At 43.8% G+C, this 19969-nt stretch carries 14 protein-coding genes and 3 pseudogenes; 4 read left to right on the top strand and 13 right to left on the bottom strand.

Translation table 11 applies throughout. From position 1 onward, the window contains the following. Positions 1 to 224: 224 nt before the first annotated feature. Positions 225 to 1574: a cytochrome P450 gene (locus ACEW9J_RS17555; RefSeq protein WP_373546398.1), complete on the bottom strand. Its 1350-nt coding sequence runs from the start codon at positions 1572 to 1574 to the stop codon at positions 225 to 227. Positions 1575 to 1696: 122 nt separating this feature from the next. Here ACEW9J_RS17555 and ACEW9J_RS17560 point away from each other — a divergent pair, with 122 nt between their 5' ends. Further along, on the top strand, positions 1697 to 2248 hold the full coding sequence (locus tag ACEW9J_RS17560) for a Uma2 family endonuclease (protein ID WP_373546399.1): 552 nt from the start codon (positions 1697 to 1699) through the stop codon (positions 2246 to 2248). A 43-nt stretch (positions 2249 to 2291) separates the two neighbouring features. Continuing rightward, positions 2292 to 2882: a Uma2 family endonuclease gene (locus tag ACEW9J_RS17565; RefSeq protein WP_373546410.1), complete on the top strand. Its 591-nt coding sequence runs from the start codon at positions 2292 to 2294 to the stop codon at positions 2880 to 2882. A 107-nt stretch (positions 2883 to 2989) separates the two neighbouring features. Here ACEW9J_RS17565 and ACEW9J_RS17570 read toward each other — a convergent pair. The 5 genes and pseudogenes from ACEW9J_RS17570 to ACEW9J_RS17590 all read right to left on the bottom strand — a co-directional run bounded on the left by ACEW9J_RS17570 (position 2990) and on the right by ACEW9J_RS17590 (position 11200). Beyond that, positions 2990 to 3292: pseudogene (locus ACEW9J_RS17570) on the bottom strand (ferredoxin). 320 nt (positions 3293 to 3612) lie between these two features. After that, positions 3613 to 3942 carry a ferredoxin gene (locus tag ACEW9J_RS17575; RefSeq protein WP_373546411.1) on the bottom strand — a complete coding sequence of 110 codons (330 nt, stop codon included), beginning with the start codon at positions 3940 to 3942 and terminating at the stop codon, positions 3613 to 3615. Positions 3943 to 4131: 189 nt separating this feature from the next. Beyond that, positions 4132 to 9258, bottom strand: a pseudogene (locus ACEW9J_RS17580) (sacsin N-terminal ATP-binding-like domain-containing protein); the annotation flags it as partial. 138 nt (positions 9259 to 9396) lie between these two features. Continuing rightward, the gene (locus tag ACEW9J_RS17585) at positions 9397 to 10251 is read right to left on the bottom strand and encodes an HIRAN domain-containing protein (RefSeq protein ID WP_373546400.1); all 855 of its coding nucleotides are present in this window, start codon (positions 10249 to 10251) and stop codon (positions 9397 to 9399) included. A gap of 649 nt (positions 10252 to 10900) precedes the next feature. Continuing rightward, positions 10901 to 11200: a hypothetical protein gene (locus tag ACEW9J_RS17590; RefSeq protein WP_373546401.1), complete on the bottom strand. Its 300-nt coding sequence runs from the start codon at positions 11198 to 11200 to the stop codon at positions 10901 to 10903. Between the two features lie 107 nt (positions 11201 to 11307). Here ACEW9J_RS17590 and csaB point away from each other — a divergent pair, with 107 nt between their 5' ends. Together csaB and ACEW9J_RS17600 are read left to right on the top strand one after the other, a co-directional pair. Further along, positions 11308 to 12384 (top strand): polysaccharide pyruvyl transferase CsaB, encoded by a 1077-nt coding sequence (csaB, locus tag ACEW9J_RS17595; protein ID WP_373546402.1) that lies wholly within the window; start codon positions 11308 to 11310, stop codon positions 12382 to 12384. A 47-nt stretch (positions 12385 to 12431) separates the two neighbouring features. Beyond that, positions 12432 to 13601, top strand: coding sequence for a hypothetical protein (locus ACEW9J_RS17600; RefSeq protein ID WP_373546403.1), 1170 nt, complete (start codon positions 12432 to 12434; stop codon positions 13599 to 13601). 92 nt (positions 13602 to 13693) lie between these two features. Here ACEW9J_RS17600 and acsF read toward each other — a convergent pair whose 3' ends face one another. The 7 genes and pseudogenes from acsF to ACEW9J_RS17635 form a co-directional block, all read right to left on the bottom strand. Next, positions 13694 to 14770, bottom strand: coding sequence for a magnesium-protoporphyrin IX monomethyl ester (oxidative) cyclase (gene acsF, locus ACEW9J_RS17605; protein ID WP_373546404.1), 1077 nt, complete (start codon positions 14768 to 14770; stop codon positions 13694 to 13696). Between the two features lie 171 nt (positions 14771 to 14941). Beyond that, entirely contained in the window at positions 14942 to 15310 is a 369-nt protein-coding gene (locus tag ACEW9J_RS17610; protein ID WP_373546405.1) for a DUF4440 domain-containing protein, read from the bottom strand. A 247-nt stretch (positions 15311 to 15557) separates the two neighbouring features. Then, positions 15558 to 16097, bottom strand: a complete 540-nt coding sequence (locus tag ACEW9J_RS17615) for an NAD(P)H-quinone oxidoreductase subunit J (protein ID WP_373546406.1) — start codon at positions 16095 to 16097, stop codon at positions 15558 to 15560. Continuing rightward, the gene (locus ACEW9J_RS17620; RefSeq protein WP_373546407.1) at positions 16090 to 16812 is read right to left on the bottom strand and encodes an NADH dehydrogenase subunit K; all 723 of its coding nucleotides are present in this window, start codon (positions 16810 to 16812) and stop codon (positions 16090 to 16092) included. Before ACEW9J_RS17620 ends, ACEW9J_RS17615 begins: the two co-directional genes overlap by 8 nt. Next, on the bottom strand, positions 16809 to 17171 hold the full coding sequence (ndhC, locus tag ACEW9J_RS17625; protein WP_373546408.1) for a photosynthetic/respiratory NAD(P)H-quinone oxidoreductase subunit C: 363 nt from the start codon (positions 17169 to 17171) through the stop codon (positions 16809 to 16811). Before ndhC ends, ACEW9J_RS17620 begins: the two co-directional genes overlap by 4 nt. A 471-nt stretch (positions 17172 to 17642) precedes the next feature. Continuing rightward, positions 17643 to 18533 (bottom strand): NmrA/HSCARG family protein, encoded by an 891-nt coding sequence (locus tag ACEW9J_RS17630; protein WP_373546409.1) that lies wholly within the window; start codon positions 18531 to 18533, stop codon positions 17643 to 17645. A 142-nt stretch (positions 18534 to 18675) separates the two neighbouring features. Further along, positions 18676 to 19839, bottom strand: a pseudogene (locus ACEW9J_RS17635) (group II intron reverse transcriptase); the annotation flags it as partial. Positions 19840 to 19969: the final 130 nt, after the last annotated feature.

The following is a 19969-nucleotide window of genomic DNA, read 5'->3' on the forward strand; positions in this document are numbered from 1 at the left end:
GAGGTGCCTGGAGACTGGAAGTCTCGGCTCATGATGCAAAGTCCGCCTTCGCGGACTGAGATCCTAGTCCGCGAAGGCGGACTTTGCAGTACTAGCCCCGATTTGCGAAAAGTGCGGTCTTGGGCTTTGCCCAAGTAGAGCACCTTTTCAAGACACAATCGGCGGCGGGACTCGATCGAAGCAAATATCCTTAACCCCTACCCCTGCCCTAAAACGATCGAATTTTAGTTTTTAGAAACTACCTGAGCCTCAATCCCACCTTTTGGCCCCAATGTTACCCCGCGTCGAGCTGGAACTGCTGGTGATTTACTCGTGAGTTCCAGTTGACAGTGAGACAGGATTTCAACTATGACTAGCTTCATTTCTAATTGTGCTAATGCCATCCCGATACACCGACGGCTACCACCGCCGAAGGGTAGATATTCATAAGGTGAAAATTGACGTTCTAAAAAGCGTTCTGGTTTGAATAGATCTGGTTCGGGATAGAGATCTTCGCGATGGTGAGTGAGATAAATACAGCCAACAACTACCATATCAGCGGGGAGTTCGTACCCTTGAACTGATACTGGCTCCCGCGTAATCCGAGGAAATGTCAACATCCCCACTGGATAAATCCGCAATGTTTCCGAACAGACTGCATTTAAATAAGGTAATCGACTAATGGTAACAGGATCGCGTTCCGTTCCTAATGTGGCAATTTCTGCCATCAGTTTTGCTTTGACTTCGGGTAAATGATTAATCCAATAAATCGCCCAAGCTAAAGCAGTTGCGGTAGTTTCATGTCCGGCAAATAACAGCGTCATCAATTCATCATGTAGCTCGACATCACTCATCCCATTACCTTCGGCATCTTGAGAGCCGATTAATAGGTTCAAAATATCCGATCGATCTGGTTGATAATTGCGACGACGATCGGCAATTTCTGCATATAGTAACCGATCGAGTTCTGCTCGATCGCGCAGAAACCGCCCCCACGGACTCCACGCACCTAAATCTTGCTGTAATGCAGGGATAAATAAGAAACTAGACTTGACAGGGGATTCGATTAATGAGATGAGTCGGATCAACTTTTCTTGAATCTGCTCGTAACGTTCGCCTTCATAGATTCCAAATACAGTCTGCAAAATCACCGAAAGTGAAATTGATTGCATTTGTTCTCGGAGATTGATAGTTTCATCAACCTGCCATCCTGCCACTAAATCTCGTGTCAGTTTGCAAATAAGCTCTGTATAAACCCGAATTTTATCACCGTGAAATTGGGGCATCAATAACTGTCTGCGCTGACGATGTTCGCCCCCATCTAATAAGATTACCCCGCGAGATCCCAAAAAAGGCTTTAAGATCCCATTGATCGAACCAGGTGCAGCGAATTGCTTGTCAGAACCAGTTAATACCTGTTGAATTGCCTTCGGATCGCTCAAGAATACACAATTATTAAATACGCCAGACATCCGAATCTTGAAGATATCACCATACTCACGCTCGGAATTATCCATATAATCGATCGGTTCGGTAATCCACTGCCAAAGCTGAATCGGACTCGGTGATTTAACTGTAGGTAGTAGTGCAGTCATAAGATTTTGAATAATGTCAGATCTCTGTCTTTATTATGCGATCGTTGCCATTTTTGTGCATCCCTATTATCCAAACGAGTTATCATGTGGATACAAATATTGACTCACAAGGGGACGATCTGATGAGTGTAACTATCGCCAAGTGGACGATCGAACAATATCACGAACTAGTTGCTACAGGTATTCTAGACGATAGACGGGTGGAGCTATTAGCAGGGGATATTGTCGAGATGCCACCAGAAGGAATGCCCCATGCCGTGTACTGTGGCAGAACGGTAAAGTATCTGAGAAATTTACTTGGAGATCGAGCAGAAATCAGAGAAACGCACCCTGTTACTCTACCTAATAATTCCGAACCAGAACCAGATGTCGCCATCGTCCGTGCGCCAGATACTCAATATCTCGCCCATCATCCCTATCCAGAAGATATATTTTGGTTGATTGAATATTCTGATACTACTCTAACAAAAGATCTCAATACCAAGCAACGGATCTACGCTCAGGCTGGGATTTTGGAATATTGGGTAGTCAATTTACAAGCATTGGAATTAATCGTATTTAGAGGTGTGGGTAATGATGGTTATCAGACAGAAACTAGATTGAATGATGGATCGATCGCGCCTCTATCTTTTCCCGCGATTGAAGTTGAAATCAGACGATTATTTAGTATTTAGTCATCTCAACGGAAAAGTAGCCTCTCCCTCAGAGAATCGGATTATGACCTATACTTCTACCAAAGTTCTCACCTTTGATGACTTTATCGCCCAATACGGCGACAATCCCCGCTATGAACTAATCGATGGAGAATTGCGCGACATGGAACCGACAGGCCCTCATGAAGCTGTAACGGGGCAGTCAATCGGCTACATGTTTGGTGAGATTCTGCGTTCGCGCCGCAACTGGATTGTCCCCAAAAATTGCCTCATCAAACCACCTGCGATGGCTGCTACCGCTTTGCGCCCCGATGCAATCGTGCTAGATGAAGCTAAACTCAGTCAAGAACCGATCGTTTGTAATGGAAGTACGATTCAACTAGTCGTCGAAGTTGTCAGCACCAATTGGCAAGATGACTATGCTCGCAAAGTGGAAAAATATGCACTCTTGGATATTCCTGAATATTGGATTGTAGACTATTTAGGCATCGGTGGTATCGCTTTTATTGGCAAACCAAAGCAACCAACATTTACAGTTTGTCAACTGATTGGGGATACTTATGAGCAACAACTATTTCGACTGGGCGAGTCTATTCGATCGCCTACTTTTCCCGAACTTCAACTTAGGCTCGATGACATCATCCCGCGCTATTAAACTTATCTGTGACAACGATCGCATCCTCTGACTGTTATCTACCCAACTTCTCTAATAAGTCGGGTATATGTCCTCACCAGATTGGCGATTTATCCCACTATTAAAAACTAATAAAGTTCTTCCTCTTGATGAGTCATAATCGTGCAATTGGACTTAGGATAAGATACGTAAAGTAAAACATATCCAGCCTCGATTTGGTCGTCATCTAGGAAAGATTGGTCTGATTAGTCGATTTCTCCAGCAGTAATTTTTCCTGCACAAGTAGAGCAAGCACCAGCACGACAAGAATAAGGTAAATCGATGCCTTGTTCTTGGGCTGCATCTAAAATGTATGTGTCATCAGCTACCTCGATTGTTACGTTTAATCCTTCAGCAGGGTTAACTAGTTTAACCTTGTAGGTACGCGCCAAACTCTGGGTATTTGTTTCAGATGGAATTACTCGTTCCTCTCGATCTATCTCTTGGCGTTTGCTATCTAGATTTTTTTGAAAATGTGGTTTATGCTCGATAGATCCGTCTCGATATCGCTTTTTCCTTAGATCCTCTTTGTATAATTTACGTAAAAAGATGTCGAAACATACAACTATAATAACAATAACAATAATAAGATAATTCACTAGATATACTGCTGATGGCGATCGGTTATTTTTGATGGATAGAAAAATGTAACTTCGATCGAGATTCCAAATATTTAAGTTATCTAGATCTCGATCGATACCAATACTAGCAACTAATAAAGATTTTCTTCTTGATGAGTCACAAGTGTACAATTAGACATAGGATAAGATACGCAAAGTAAAACATATCCAGCCTCGATTTGGTCGTCATCTAGGAAAGATTGATCTGATTGGTCGATTTCTCCAGCCGTAATTTTTCCCGCACAAGTAGAGCAAGCACCAGCACGACAAGAATAAGGTAGATCGAATCCTTGTTCTTCGGCTGCATCTAAAATATAGGTATCACCAGCAACATTAATAGTGTGATTTAGACCTTCAGCTTCATTGATTAGAGTAACTTTATAGGTACCGGCATAACTCTGTACATTCGTAAAAGATGGAATTACTCGCTCCTCTTGTTTTATTTGCGTAGCTATATTATTATCCATTTCGATCGCTTGCGAGTTAAATTGCCGAATAGTCTTCAAATCGGATCGATCGACTATAGCTTTCTCTGCGATATCAATCCAATCACTTTTATAGGCAAATTTCTGGACTTTGTGAGCAGGATTTTGAATCTGGTAGATTTGATAATTATCATCATCTAACGATCGTTCGACGACATAAAGCCAGAAGTTAGTATTTCGTTCTAAAGCGGTTTCAAATTGAGGCTTACTGACTAATACACTATCCCACTTACCACCTTTAGATTTTACCTCGATCGTGCGAACGGCTTCACCATCAGCATTACGCGAGAGGATATCAAAACCCCGATTATTATGAGGTTTAACTTCGGGAAATCTTCCCTGTTGTTTTTCGTAGGCTACAACTTTAGCAATCCCACATTCGTCGATTTCATCCCGCTTATCTTTATGAATATAAGGTTCGTAGGATGCTTCCATGACCTTAGATTTTATCGCTACACTCGTTGGTAGATCCACTTCGGAGCTAGTATATTCTCTTGGCTCTACCTGTCGAATTGAGACTTCTATTTCTTCCTCTTCATCCTCTAATTCTAGATAATCTGTTTGGGCTATTAATTCTTGTGCAGAGTTGAAATTAGTGTTAACTTCTGTGCTGTCATCATCTTCGTCTGAATCCTCCCGATCGTTTGTGTCGATTTCGGTTTGGTGAATTGGGTAATTGTTAGAGTGCAGACTATCGCCGATAGTTTGGATATTATTATCTTCCCAGTCAGGGAGAGTATCGAGTTGACGAATTCTGAGATTGTTTAACTTCCGATCGATTGCACTTGGCTCGACATCAATAATGGATAATAATGAGAGCAGATCGTTTAATTTATATTTGCCGATCGATTGATTTAGACAAGCGGCTAGATAATTTCGCATGATGTCCCGATCGTCTCGATCGCACCGCAGATAGAATTTAAACTGTTCGTTATCGTAGTAATAATCTCCAGATACATTGCTGGCGATTTGTTCTTGCTCTAGATAGAGGTCGGTAATAATCGCGGTGGCGGGAATAATACTAATTTGGTTTAGCCAAGCTAAATTTATGTCCCCTTCGATGTCTTGATGGCGTAGCAATCGTAATAATCCATGCTGGAATTCTCGCGAACGAATATTTTTCGCCCACCGATTACAAAGATCGATCGATTCAGCATCGCGACTGATACTAAACTTTCCTTGGGGTTGTTCGATGACATCGATCGCCATCGACGGAGCCTGTGCTAGACGAGCGAGGAAGGTGGATATTTGAGGATGGAGGATCGAAACAACATCCATCTCACGGATGCTCTCTAATCGCCACGGAGCATCGGGGATAATGACATCTTCCGCATCGAGTAAATAGCCATCTTCGGTTAGTAGAGGTAAATTCCAGTTGTCTAAGATCGATCGATTGACTTGAGCTTCATTGGCAATTCGGCGCAATAATTCGATCGCGCATTTAGTATCATCTTTACCTAATGGTTCTCGATCGTCGGCAGCTTCGGCAATTTCGTTCACTAGCTCTAGATAGTCATCAATAGTAGGAGTTATTTTTTGTCCTAATACCTCAAATAATTTACGGATCTCTGGCTTATCTACTTGAAGCTTCGTGCGCCAAGGATGGAGATAACTGACATCAGTTTGAAAGGTATGTTTTGCTTGTAAAAATTTAGTACCATTCCAAAGCCAGGACATGTCTTTGAAATGATGAGTCAACCATAATCTATGATTGTTAACTATACTCTTACTTGCGAGAAATTCATATACTCGTTGTATGGATCGATCGAAGTTTTCTGGAAGTAATAATTCCTGAGATACACTTTCTCCCCACAGAGTAATTAATTCATCTAAATGAGTGACGACTTCTTGCCAGTTATCCAGCCCGAAATCTATACCTAAAGCTTTTTTAAGCTCTAAATTTAGAACTAAAGCCCGATCTAATAATGGGCGTTGACTAGCGATTAAATATCCATCATCCCACATAGCAACTTCAGTAGCTGTATATAGTCGATCTGCCGGAATAAGTGCGGCTGGATATTTTTTTAAGTTGTTGAGAGATATTTCGACTGGAAGCCAAGCACGTTGTTTTAAATACTCAACAAACTTAGTTGATCCACAATCGACTGTTGTATCTTTTAATTCTTGCCAATTATTATTTATATATTTAATAACCTTCAGACAAGACTCAGCAACGCTCTCACCACCAATTCGTGCTGCTTTGTCAATTAGTGAATCGACAAAATCTAGTAAGTCTTGAGGATTGAGAGCGTTGAGCATTCCTAACTTACTAAAGAAATCGAGCCAGTCTTTCCAGTTGTCAGAGTCTTTGACATCTTCAGAATCTTTGAGATAAAAATTGCGATCTGGCATCGGCGCACGATCGCCTAAAATATCTTTAATTACTATTTCCTGCGGATCGTATATATTTGCGATCGGGTGTAAATATCCATCTTCGCATAATACCAGCGGAGTAGTAGTTATTAGCTGTTTAAATTCTTTTGCTTTCTCCACGTCGCGTTTTTTAATCTCTTTGAGCGCGACATCATAATTCTCACGAATCCAAGTTAAAGCAGCTAGTTGTTCGCTATCATTAACTTTCTCATAGTTAGGAATGAGAAAATCTTGAATAAAGGTAGCTCGATCGAGTGTCTTTACACCTAGTATATCAAACAAGGCTTTCCAGGTTTGACCATCTCCCAATTTTAACAGATGTAGATCTCCATCGATCGCTGGCAAATCATCTGCACCCAATAGATAGACATTTTCATCGATTAGAGAGACTAACTCATTATTGGTAGTCGGATAAATCTTCAGTTGGCGGAGATTTTTCTTAAAATCTTCATTATTTTTAATGATTCCGAGATCGCCCACTAGCAAATCTAAAAGCTGGTGATAATAATTGCAATAGGCTGGTAGCTGGTGATTTTTCCGCGTTGCCAGAGTACCGATTAGATCTAGGGAATTGAATCTCCAGATAAATTGCTCTGGATGCTTATTGATAAATTTGTCGATCGCCAAAAACAGAGCTTCTGGTGCTTCGACGGATACAATATTAAAGAAAATAACGATCTGACTAATGGCAACATCTCTACCTATATCATTACACAACAAAGGCGTTTCAATCAAACCGCCCCGATAAAGATTGCCGTCACTACCTGGTACTATTGGAACCTGCTTGAGTTCATTGGGCAGATCTCCATTTATGCTAGTAAAATACTGATAAACTTTAATTAACCATTCTAAATATGGCGATCGAGAATCACCTAGTTTTAGTGCCGTACAAATTGCTGCTTCGTCGATGACTTCCGATAGATTCTCCGCTACGAGAGTGGGAGTCATATCAATAATTCCATCGTAGTTAGTTAAGCTAGGAAACTCTTTAATTACATCTTCATCAAGAAACCACTCAGGTACATTACTAAAAATATCTCTAATAATTCGCTCTCCAGTATAAATATTGTCTTGACATTGATAACCAAATACTTGTAGAGAACCATCTGCTAATAAAGCTAGCGGTAAACCTTGAAGATCGCGATGATTATTACTCAGACATTGTTCCAGTAGAATATAAATCCAATCTCGTCGCCGTAAGCTGGGTAATGGTGCTTCCTCAAGGGAGCAGCCTAAACTTTCCGATCTTTTGAGATAATCTATCAGATTTCTTGTACTAAAACTATCTAACTTGATTTCTGCTTGTGCAAATGCTGAAGTAATTCGAGCAGGTAATTGAGGGTTGGGGAAAATTAAGCCATCAGCACTCAGAGGATCGAATAGTTTCTCTCTTCCAGTAGCTAGTAATTTAACAGCACTAGGTGTAAACCATTTCCCTGCGGGAGTAGCTCTAATTACGGGTAAATCGTCTAATAGTTTGAGCAAATGTTTTGATAATTGTTCGAGAGCAATATCTTTAACTGTATCTACCGCCCAGAAACTATAAAAATGCTGCGGATCGGTATCGCCAATATCTGCGACTAAATCTCGTACTAACTTAGCACAAGCATGAGCGACTGTATATTTAATTAGCAATTCATTCCACTGCACCCGATTTGCATCGCGCCCAGATAAATTGCTCCCGCTCGTCAATTTAGTACGGGAAGAATCTAAATCGAAAAAACCATTGATATGAATCGGTAAGCCAGATTCAGATAGTGGCAAAAAGCAATAAGTCCGCCCGACAAATGGTCTTTCTTTGCCGTCGGTACTATGTGTCGAAATTCTCGCTGCTGCACCCGCCCAAGGTACTGCCTTTTCTCTTTGCTCGGCTAATTCTTTAATAATTCCTAGTAACCGCTCTTGTCTGTCTACTCGCAACATTCCGACTACGCGCCAATCGGAAGTAATGGTATTTTCGGGCGTAATGGTTTGAATTTGATGCCGATAGGAGACACTAGGCAGTTCCGAAGGTCGATTTTGACACATCTGCCAAAAATCGGCGGGAGACTGCTTTAAGGCTGCTTGTAGTTGCTCTCGCTGCGCGATTACTTCACTACCATTGGTAGTAGTAATGCTCAATAATTTACGAATGGTGCCATCACTTTCGATCGATCTTACCTCGATCTCGATAACTGATTTGAGGAAGATTAAAAATTCCTCACCCATCCGACTTAAATCGGCTAACAACGGCTCGACATTCTTATCCCGTAGAAATGGTTGAGTCCGAATTTTGCTGCATTCTGCTTGCGCTGGAGTTCGCAAGGGCAGACGGAAGATCGTACCATTAAAATTAGTCGTTCCTGGCTCCAAACCACCAGGCGCATAGACAGCCATAAATTCAGGAGAATCCCACCAACCGTCAGCTAATAACCAACTCCGCCCAGGTTCCCCTGCATTTGTGCCTGGAATAGCGGTAGCATGAGGATCGAAAAAGACGATGCGATCGCGTGAAATAAAGCTAGGATAATCAGTGACATGATAAACCGAGTTAAAGCCAACGCCAAATCTTCCCGTCTTCCATAACGTCTCGCGTTTGCCACTTTCGCCCAAACTCTGGATATTATCAAAATCCCCATCGGAAAAAACCGAGTCATTGTAGACTACCATCGCCGCGCCCATCAGCTCCCGCATCGTTGGAGCTGGAAGAAGATTGCAAGCGTGTTGTCGCCAGTCAAAAGTAATGTGAATCCGCTTCGCACCAGCATCGTCAGCATTTTGAATCAACTCTTTGACAATCCCTACCCCTTCAGGATAGTCATGAATCAGATTGCGGAGCCTGACAGTCAGAGGTTCTCTTTGGAAGCAAGCAGTACCCGTGTTTTGGATTTGGAACGACATTGGGGCAAGGATTATGATTAGACTATATCTATACTTCCCACAATGTCTAGCAATTGAACTATATTTATACTTCTATTTCTAAATTAATTACGCTTTCAAACACAATATATCTACACCATTGAGTGTCTAGCAACAACTTCAAACTTCTTCCCCCTCAAAGGCGGCTAGTAAGTCTGCTGGTATGTCAGCATTGAAATCAGCAGGTACTTGGTATAGGGAGCGATCGATCCCCATACTACTACGCTTGTCTGACAACGGCTGATAATCTTCGCCTGCAAATGGTTTAAAATCCCTTCCTGTCACAGCAAGAGGATCGCATTCCACTGTCATGCGACATAGCAGTCGAAATTGCATTGGTGTTGGTGGTGGATTTACTCGCTCGATTTCAACTTTAACTAGCAGGGGGTTTTCTTGCAGAATAGGAAAAATATCGGAGGATAGATATCGCGGACAATATCCCAAATTGTAACGATCCTCTGTATGTAGCAATAAGGCTTTTGGATCGTAGGGATTTTGCAGATCGTGACTTAGATATAGATGTTGCGGTTGTAATTGGGCGGCTCGATCTAGCGAACATTTGGGCATGTATTGTAAACCACGCACAAAAAAATAGGTATGATAGCTGCCATTTTCATCAATTTCTGGACATGGAAAAACTTCATAACTATCGGTAGCTTTTCCCCCACCACTCCGAGCGAGTACCGTCATCGGATCGTCTTCACCTGCTGGAATGTTTAAGGACTGGATGTATCTGGCATAATCGGGGCGAGAACGATTCATTAAGCGATTAGAAAAAATCGAAAAAAGATGCTCCGAACTATAAACTTTTTCTAAAATTGGTAAAGAGTAAACTTCATTGAAGCCATTAATCCTAGCCTTTTCAACTCCTTTAATGTAAAAAAAATGATATTGTACGCCATCAAATTCTAAGCAGCCAATCGGAAACCAATGACGACTTTTTGGTTCTTGCCATGCTAGGAATAGCTTCTTCATAGTTGTTTGCGAAACTTTAATAATTTATTTTGATTATGAATTAATATCCTCTGAGCAAATTCGATCGCCATCAGAGATATTCGACGATCGGGAATACGTTCCAACAATTCTAGGGTGCGATTCGGCAGAGCCGACGCTACGCGAACGGATGATATGCTCTCTAATCGATCTAGCCATATACATGCAGCTTGGGGATAAAGTTTCGCAGCTTCGCAAAAGGCTTCAAATGTTTTGAGTCTTTTCTTGTTTCCAATCTTAACATAAAGATATGACTGGCATTTATCAGCATAAGCTTCGACAGAATAACCTCGATCTTGCGTCCTGAGTCTTGCCGATCGGATCTGGTCGGGTTCATTTCTACCTAAGCTAGAAGCATGGTCGTATGTTGGTGCTAAATAAAGTTTTTTATCTAGTTCTACAAATCCCCAATTCTCATGATGGCGATCGCTATTGCCAATCCAAGCATCTAAAAGTAGGTAGCCAATAAAAGTATGTTGAACTTTGATAATATTGTCTATTGGTTCCCAACCTAAAGGTAGAGATACTTCTGAGTACTTAGCTTCTAATCGATCGAAAGCACCAAAAATGCGATCGAGCGTATGCTGAGATAGATCCCTAGTATCTTTTGGATAATCTGGGTGAATTCTCGCTAAAATTTCATTACCAAGGATGAGATTGCCATGCTCAGGTAGAAACGATCGACAGATGATTCCATATCACCATTACAGGTTGCTAATTCGTATTCAGCATGGGGAAGTTTTAGCAGCCCACACAATTCGGCGGCAATTTTTTCCGACCAATCCTCACCTGCTGTATTCGATCGAGATTTTTTGTATAGGCACAAACCTAATCGATCGTGTCTGAGCCAAAACTTTTCCTTTGTTCCCAGTGATTCTTGTGCTTGGGCATCTTCTGGCGCAACTTCAACTATTTTGAATCTTTCACTCACACTAATTTTAGTCGATCGAGTTAAATATATTATACCGATCGCTTAAACACTACTGGTAGGGAAGCAATGTAAAATATCTCTAAGTTGTCGATCGGGTGTGTGACCAAATGAGTGAGATTCAGGCTGTACTGTGTGGTTATTATGGCAAAGGTAATGGTGGCGATGAAGCCTTGCTGGTGTCGATGCTGGAGATGCTACCGCCAAATGTAAAACCGCTGGTACTGTCTGCCGATCCGCGTGCTACTTCCAAGAGCTATGGCGTCAGAAGTTACGATCGCATGAATAGCGGTGCGGTAATTCGCGCACTCAGAGAGTCCCAAGTTTTGATCTTAGGCGGCGGAAGTCTGATCCAAGATGCGACAAGTCTGCGGAATTCGATTTATTATGGGGGGCTACTGGGATTAGCTCAACAGTTCGGACTCCAAACGATCGCCCTCGCGCAAGGAATTGGCCCGCTTAACAAGCCGCTGACGCGGTGGATTGCCAAACGTGCCTTTGGCAACTGCACGGCTGTCAGCGTCCGAGATCCAGCCTCTGCCGCATTGCTGGAAGGCTGGGGGATATCCTGTCAGATGGCTCCCGATCCAGTGTGGAGTATGGCGGCTACTCCAGTCCCCGAAATTGCGAATATTTCCCGCCCAAAAATCGCTGTTACCCTGCGATCGCATCCCAAATTGACAACCGAACGGTTGGATGTCCTAACTAGAGCCTTAGTGGACTTGCAAGCCGCCACTGACAGTCAGATTTTACTAGTCCCCTTTCAACTGACTACAGATCTGGATCTTGCCCAGCAAATTCAGGCAGAACTGACCGATAATAGTCAAGTAGTCACACTGACAGATCCCAAACAACTCAAAGGTTTATTTCAAGGAGTAGATCTGGCGATCGGAATGCGCTATCACAGTCTGATTATGGCAGCAGCAGAGGGCTGTAAATGTTGGGCGATCGGTTATGACCCAAAAGTCAGTAAACTAATGACAGAAATTGATATCCCTGGCTGGGAACTAGCCGATATCCCCACCGATGCAGGTGCGATCTCTCGATCCTGGCAACAACACCTCACAACAGGAACGGCTCTGAGTTGGGCATCACTCCAAACCATCAGCCGAAAATCCCTCGCCCACAAGGATTTATTAACTGCAACGCTCGGTAAAATAGCCAGCAGCCAGAAAGTAGCCGATTAGCATTAGCATTCTCATCCCCATCCACCCACTCACTCATCCATCCTGCCATGTCCCCAGCAGAACACAATCCTCACAACCTTGGCGCAGCTCGTGACGAGCATCGAGCCAAATCAGACCAATCGATCGAGACCATTTATACCACAGTCGAAGTGCAGCGAGATCGAACTGACTGGTTGACAGTAGTCAGCAATCTGCGGCAAATCAATCGCCAACTAGTAGAAGAAATTGCCAGATTAGAGGAAGCTCTAGCATCCGCCAAACAGACACAACATACTCACAAAGAAGCAAATCAGACTCATGAAATTACGATTCTACAACAACAAGATGAGCTGAGAATATCACACGATCGGATCGGCTCACTCTTCCAACAATTAGAGACATCTCACCAAATCGGACAACGCCAACAAACGCTGATCGAAACCCTCTCCCAGCAACTAGAAATCGTCCAAACAATCGTCCCCCAAATCGAATCAGAGCACGAACAACTCAGCCAAAAATATCAGCAGCAATCGCAAAAATTAATCAAAACCGAACGAGTAGCCATCGAACTCCATCGTCGCCTGAAACTGCAACCTAATCCCGTTAGTCAAGCCACAACTACAACGCCCGCCCCAGCCGCCACAACCATAGCAGTAACAGAGATTGGCTCAGATCCAGCTAGCACTGAGACTGTTTTTATCTTCGACTCTACATCCAGCGAAACCATCGCAGCAGCTCAATTGAGATACGATCGCGATCCCGCTAATTACCCACCCGACGATGAGGACGATCTACTGGCAGCAACAATCGCAATTACCCTCGAATCCCCGCTAGAACCAACTAGTTCTGACTCAACCATCTCCACCGCACAAATCGATCCCGCACCACCTCTGGCACCTCTAGAGCTGCCCCTACAAGAGCTTCCCAGCAGGACTCCATCTATCCCTACACTCGCACAAACAACCATCTTAGCTTCATCAACACCATCCGATCGCACAAGCTGGCGCGAAGCAGTCGCTAGCGACAATTTAGCCAATCGTTACAGTCCCAATTTAGATCCCGTTGCTAGTTCGACACCCAGCTCGTCAGAGACAGTCGATCGAGAAAGTACCACAATTACTGATTCGATCGCTACATCATCCCCTAATTGGCCAGCACCAACCCTCAATCGCGATCGATCGATCGCTAAAACTGTAAAAATCGATTTACCCAAATTCCCGAAGAAAGTTGACAGTTAGTCATGAATCTATTCTTTTAGAAGCTAAAAAAATGGTTCTGTTTACAAACAGAACCATTTTTTTAAGTGAAGTGACGATCGAACTCAAGATTGCTAGCGAACTACGCCTGCTTGCTTAGTCATATCGATCGGTTTCATTAGATACAAGCGGAGTAATTTTACACCCATCGACGCGATTATCGGTAGATTCTGAATCTTTTTCAACCACTTAGGTGTTGTAGATTCTGCCGACGCTACTAATTTGAGATAGTCTGCGGCGCACTTGTCTAAAAGTTGGAAGAATATTGGACGCTCTACATCCAAAATGATGGGGAATACTCGTCCCGCAGTTTTATTTGTTTCTTGGATGACTTCGATATCAAAATTGCGGCTATCCATCCCCAAAATACCGTAGAATTTGCTCGATCGATCTCGGAGATACATCGTGGCAAATACAGCCAACAGGAAGAATCGACACCAGAGTTTTGCTCTGAAGTCATTGAGGAGCAAAGGTTGTGAGCGCATCAAGGCATCAAAGAAATCACCATGACGGTTCTCATCTTGGCACCAGTTATCAAAGAAATGGAAGATCGGGTAGATCCGATTTTCGGGATTTGCTTCTAAGTGCTGGAAAATCTTGATATATCGCCAGTACCCAATTTTTTCCGATAGGTACACTGAGTAGAAGATAAATTTGGGTTTGAAGAAGGTGTAATTATGGGTTTGAGTGAGAAAGCCCAAATCTAGCGAGAGTCCAAAGTCGGACATCGCTTTGTTGAGGAAGCCCGCATGACGCGCTTCATCCCGCGATAGCAGACTAAAGCCTTCAGCTAGGAGGGGATTTGTGTGCTTGAGCTTACGACTGAGTTCTTTGTAGAGTAAGAATCCAGAAAATTCCGAAGTGCATGAGCTTTCGAGAAACTCGACAAATACCTCGCGGGTTTCAGTGGGGATATGATCCCAGGATCGATCGAATTTTTCATCTCTGACGAAGTGGTTACGGTTGTAGTCAACCCGCATTTCTTCGATAATTGCTAGCATCTCATCTTCATTGACAGAGAGATCCATTTTCGCCATCTCTTCAAAGTCGGTGGTGTAGAACCGAGGAGTGAGGAGGGTTTCTTTGGCGGGGCGTTTTACACCTGGTCTGATTTCGTCAAACGATCCTGGTTTTGTAAGGGAATTGACCATAGTGATTTTACTTATAACTAATTCATATTGCGATCGACCCAGGCAACAGCTTGGATATCTCGATTGCTCCTCTAGTGCATTTTACCAAGTCTAGACTGGCGCGGCAGTGGTTTTGTGTTAAGAGTTACTAACAATCTCGCCAAATTCACGCATCTCAATGCCATCGTTCCTTCAAGGCTGGAATGGCGTACCCTGATGAAAGCGCAGTATCCACCCGCTCCTAGTTCGCGACCAAATCGAGCTTCTCCGTGCATATTCGATCGCATCATCATACGTGACGGCACTGTTGTAAGTCACCTGTACCGTGTTTCGATCGAGCAACCGAGTGTGAAATTCCAGTAGCGGTAAGATAGCATCGATTGGTTGAGACTCGATCGTCAGTGTATCTTGTCTGCGGTACACACGTCCCGATCGTCCAAATTCCAAGAAGTCATCCGCTATCAGTTCGTGCATCCGCTGCATGTCAAATCGAGTCTCTTCCCGCCATAACTCTTCCTCTAAACGCTTGAGGATTTCTCGATCTTCATTGGTGATTTCCATCGCTAAACAGTATATTTGCACATAGCTACTTTACTCCGAAAAGGTTTAGCTCGTGGGCAGTGCCCACCCTACATCTCTACATCTCTGACTTTGATTGTACGATCCCCCTAATCATAGCTAATCAACTAATCTGACAAATTATAGTCGCTCGTTTAATCATTCTAATCATAGTTCAAAACACTTGAATAATCTTCAAAAAAATCCCCGCTCCATAGCGAGGAAAATTAACTATCAACTATCAACTAAATTAATGAGCGTCTTGCAACTCATAAAAATCAGGTGAAACATAATCCTTGCGGAGTGGATAACCCACCCAATCCTCCGGCATCAATAACCGCTTGAGATTGGGATGCCCCTGATAAACGATCCCATACATGTCAAAAGTTTCCCGTTCTTGCCAATCAGCAGTTCGCCAAATCCAATACACCGATGGTACCACTGGATTTTCGCGATCCAAGAATACCTTCAATCTCACTTCCTGTGGTCGAATGGCATTATCGCTCATCTGGATTAAGTGATAAAAACTCACCAAATCATCACCAGGCCCTGCATCATAAGCACCCTGACACTGAAGATAATTAAATCCATACGCATACAGAGCCGTAGCCACAGGTAACAAAAACTGAGCTTCGATGCGGATTATTTCAACGCCTTGGTTGTCATTTGCCAGCGCGGTATGGTCTACAAAGCCGTTCTGAGTCAACCATTGAGAGATTTTGCCCGCAGGTACGATTGGGGCTGCGGCTGGGGTAATTTCAGCAGTCGGCTTAGTTTCTTCCTCAGCCACGTTCGACCTCCTGTTTTTGAGCGGTGACTAATGCAGGCGTGACGGGCATTCCCATCGCAGCAGCGATTTCCGCTGGGGGATGGTCGTGATTGCCCGTCTGGAGATATGCTCCTGTCAAAATTGGCGGTACGACTTTCATGTTGTGCGTCGTACTATAATAGCGGTGAGTTTGATTTAATTGACTCCGCTCCTGCATCGACTCATTGGCGATTTTTTTCCGCAGTTTAATGATGGCATCCATCACAGCTTCGGGACGTGGGGGACAACCAGGGAGATAAATATCGACTGGGATCAGTTTATCGACACCGCGCACGGCTGTGGGCGAATCTGCACTAAACATCCCGCCCGTAATCGTACATGCACCCATCGCGATCACGTACTTGGGTTCGGGCATCTGTTCGTAGAGACGTACCAGTGCTGGAGCCATTTTCATAGTGATCGTACCAGCCGTAATCAGCAAATCTGCCTGACGAGTACTCGCACGCGGAATCAACCCAAATCGGTCGAAATCAAATCGAGAACCGATCATTGCCGCCATTTCGATAAAACAGCAAGCCGTCCCAAATAGGAGGGGCCACAGACTGGATAACCGCGACCAGTTGTAGAGATCGTCTACCGTTGTCAAAATCACATTTTCCGACAAATCGGTCGTTACTTGCGGACGCTCGATCGGATTGGAAATCCGGTCTAAATTATTGATATCATTAGGGGTCATGACCATTCTAAGGCTCCTTTGCGCCAAGCATAGACTAGCGCGATTACAAGAATTGCGATGAAAACGAGAGCTTCAATAAAAGCGAGTAAACCCAACTGACTAAACGCCACCGCCCACGGGTATAAGAATACTGTCTCTACGTCAAAGACGACAAAGACGAGGGCAAACATATAATAGCGAATATTAAACTGAATCCAGGCACCACCGATCGGCTCCATCCCTGATTCGTAGGTCGTCCGGCGTTCTGGACCACCACCACTAGGGCGAAGTAATTTGGATGCTGACAACGCTAAAATCGGCACTAGGCTACAGACCAAAATGAAGCCTAGTAGATATTCATAACCATTAAGGACAAACACAGATTATTCATAGTTATGAAGGAATAACGATCGCTCCCAGTCCAGTTCGCAATTAACAACTCAACCCTCAAACCTCAATCCTCACAATGGTGATAAGGTCGATCGGATCTCGCTAATTAGCTGCATTTGCTGTAGACTCAATCTAATTTTATTTTATCAATATTAGGTGCCACGATCTAGGGTGTTCGATCGATTTGGTCAAATCATTACCAAATCTCTCCGTTCGCAAAGCGTCTCGTTCTGAGAGGCTACGCCAACCAGAGACTATAGACTTCCTGCGAAAGTCAGGCTTTAGGCTTTAGGCTTTAGGGGAAGTTTTGGACGAGAATAGTATTATCAAAGATTTTGCTTTTACTTTCGCAGGAGGTCTAATAAAATTTGCGATCCATTGTGCCGCCGCCACAGATAAAGCGGTTGTAGTTGAGTTTGTGTAGTTGGCGATCGCAAGCCAGAGGCAAAGCAGGGAAAGACTCAAGCGGCTTGTTTTACCCAGTCATGTGCGCGCAAATAGGATTCAAAATCAGTCGGTGCGGTGAAATCGCGTTTCAACTGAGCCAAATCTGCGCCGTAACCGACGTTCTCAAACCAGCGATACATTTTGGTCATTTCCGCCCCAGCCTGCTGCTCGAATGCCTCAAATGGAATCTGTTGGTAGGCGACATTTTTGCCTAGAACGCGACTAAATGTAGCCGCAACTTCTGGCATCGTCATTTCCCCGCTGGCGACTTCAATCTCGCGATTGGCAAAATCTGTGAACCGAGCGAATACCTCGGACACCATTTCCCCATAATCGTCTTCGGATAGTTGTTGCAATTTGGTATCGGGACTCAGCGGTTGGGAGAGCGTTCCGGTTTCAACGATCGATTCGGCAGAGCCGACGCTACGCGAACGCATCCCGTCATAGTTATACAGGAAGAATACTGGACGCAAAATCGTGTATGGTAAACCGCTGGCGCGGAGATATTCTTCGATTTGAAACTTGCTATCGAAATGTGGAACTCCAGTTTGGCGTTCCGCACTTCCCACCGAACTATAGACAAAATGCCCAATCCCCAACGCTTTGGCAACGTCTACAATCGCCTTGCCCTCACGGATTTCAGCTTCGATGCCATCATTGAGTCCCTGCATCGAAAAAACGCCATAAACACCTTGCAAAGCGTGTTCGAGTGATGCCTGCTGGTTGAGATCGCCGACGAAGAGTTCGGCACCCAATCGGTGGAGTGATTGAGCGGCGGGTGTGTTTTTGTCCCGCACTAAGGCACGAACCTGGAAGTTCCCGCGTTTTAACAGATGATGAGCTACCGCGCTACCTTGATGTCCAGTTGCGCCAGTCACGAGAATTGTCCGATTTGAATTTTCCATTTTTGTCTTCTCTGATTGTTGGATAGTGCTTGATGTGGAAGTTTCAGCGAGCTAATGGTAGAGTCGAGGGCAGGTATTATCCTGCGCCCCTCTCTGTTCGATCTGTACGTGCGGCTTTCACCGCATACAGCTCTCGATATTCTTAGATTGCTCTTTTGCTTGTGCTGGGTTCAGATTTGCATGGTTCGTGTATTGTTACAACTTTACCTCTGCTACTCATATGCACGTAATCGTGACAGGCTTCATGTATTGCTACTAGATTCTTTTTGTCCCAATTATCGTGGTTTCCATCCGCGTGATGTAGATGTACCTTTTCTTCGCCAATGAATGTTAATCCACATGCGATGCACTTACGGCTTTGCTTTTTAATAGCTTTAGAGGTTGCTCCATCGTAGAGTTTGCTTTTACGCTCACTCCAATAGGAGATATCGCCGTGGTAAGGGGATTTCTCTCCTTTGACATTAATGTGTTTATTCTCGGAGTAAGAAACCGATGGGAATGCTTTGTCTATCAGTTTTGCTGTAGGATACTTATCCTGCCTGGTTTCCTTGTTTAGTACCTTATAAGCTCTCAGTCTGGTGTGCCATAGACTGTTTCTAGACCCATCCATTTTGCAGTCCCTATGGTAGTTTCTCCAACCTCTAACCACTGGGGCTAATTTCTCAGCCTTAATTGTGGCTCCGTAGTTCGAGTTGTTAATAATGTGTTTTACCTTCTTACGGAACGTTTTATAGTTGTCCTCTGAGGGAATACTACGAAATTTCCCGTTTTTCTGGACTTTGAAGTTCCAGCCGAGGAAGTCAAACCCATCTGTCGTGGCTGTAAGTTTAGTCTTACGTTCACTAACTTTCATACCCCTTTGGTCTAAAAATTCGCTAATTCGGTTAAGTACGGCATCTGCATCATCTTCAGGTTTGAGGACAATTACCATATCGTCAGCGTATCTAACGCTTTTATGGATGTCTTCGATGCCATTGAGTGCAATATTTGCCAGCAGTGGACTTACCACCCCGCCTTGTGGCGTTCCTTGGTCGGGAAACCCTATATTTGTTCCAGCTTTTAGACATCGGAATATTCCGAGTTTTAGTCCTGTTGGTGCGATAAGGTTGTCCATGATTGCAGAGTGGTTTATCCGGTCAAAACATTTTTCGATATCGAGTTCGATTACTCTTTTATCTATTCCCTTTGTGTAACTTCTTAAATTTAGGAACAGGATTTTCTGAGCGTCATGAGTTGACCGCCCTGTTCTAAATCCGTAGCTATTTGCGTGGAATGTTGCTTCGTGCGCTGGTTCGAGGGCATATTGTCGGGTAAGGTTCGAGCGTCACCGCTCTCCCCTCCCCTAAGAACCGTGCATGAGAGTTTCCAGCTCACACGGCTCAAGCCTTATTTCAAGCGATAGACTTGGATTTTGAATGTTCCTGTTTGTGACATGT

It is taken from the genome of Chamaesiphon sp., assembly GCF_041737865.1.
Taxonomy (GTDB): Bacteria; Cyanobacteriota; Cyanobacteriia; order Cyanobacteriales; family Chamaesiphonaceae; genus Chamaesiphon.

What these genes read in the sequence shown, in the direction of transcription:
- ACEW9J_RS17620 (WP_373546407.1), bottom strand. Translation starts at nt 16,812, where the DNA reads ATGACCCCTAATGATATCAATAATTTAGACCGGATTTCCAATCCGATC.
- ACEW9J_RS17565 (WP_373546410.1), top strand. Translation starts at nt 2,292, where the DNA reads ATGACCTATACTTCTACCAAAGTTCTCACCTTTGATGACTTTATCGCC.
- ACEW9J_RS17600 (WP_373546403.1), top strand. Translation starts at nt 12,432, where the DNA reads ATGTCCCCAGCAGAACACAATCCTCACAACCTTGGCGCAGCTCGTGAC.
- ACEW9J_RS17610 (WP_373546405.1), bottom strand. Translation starts at nt 15,310, where the DNA reads ATGGAAATCACCAATGAAGATCGAGAAATCCTCAAGCGTTTAGAGGAA.
- acsF (WP_373546404.1), bottom strand. Translation starts at nt 14,770, where the DNA reads ATGGTCAATTCCCTTACAAAACCAGGATCGTTTGACGAAATCAGACCA.
- ACEW9J_RS17585 (WP_373546400.1), bottom strand. Translation starts at nt 10,251, where the DNA reads ATGAAGAAGCTATTCCTAGCATGGCAAGAACCAAAAAGTCGTCATTGG.
- ACEW9J_RS17555 (WP_373546398.1), bottom strand. Translation starts at nt 1,574, where the DNA reads ATGACTGCACTACTACCTACAGTTAAATCACCGAGTCCGATTCAGCTT.
- ACEW9J_RS17630 (WP_373546409.1), bottom strand. Translation starts at nt 18,533, where the DNA reads ATGGAAAATTCAAATCGGACAATTCTCGTGACTGGCGCAACTGGACAT.
- csaB (WP_373546402.1), top strand. Translation starts at nt 11,308, where the DNA reads ATGAGTGAGATTCAGGCTGTACTGTGTGGTTATTATGGCAAAGGTAAT.
- ACEW9J_RS17560 (WP_373546399.1), top strand. Translation starts at nt 1,697, where the DNA reads ATGAGTGTAACTATCGCCAAGTGGACGATCGAACAATATCACGAACTA.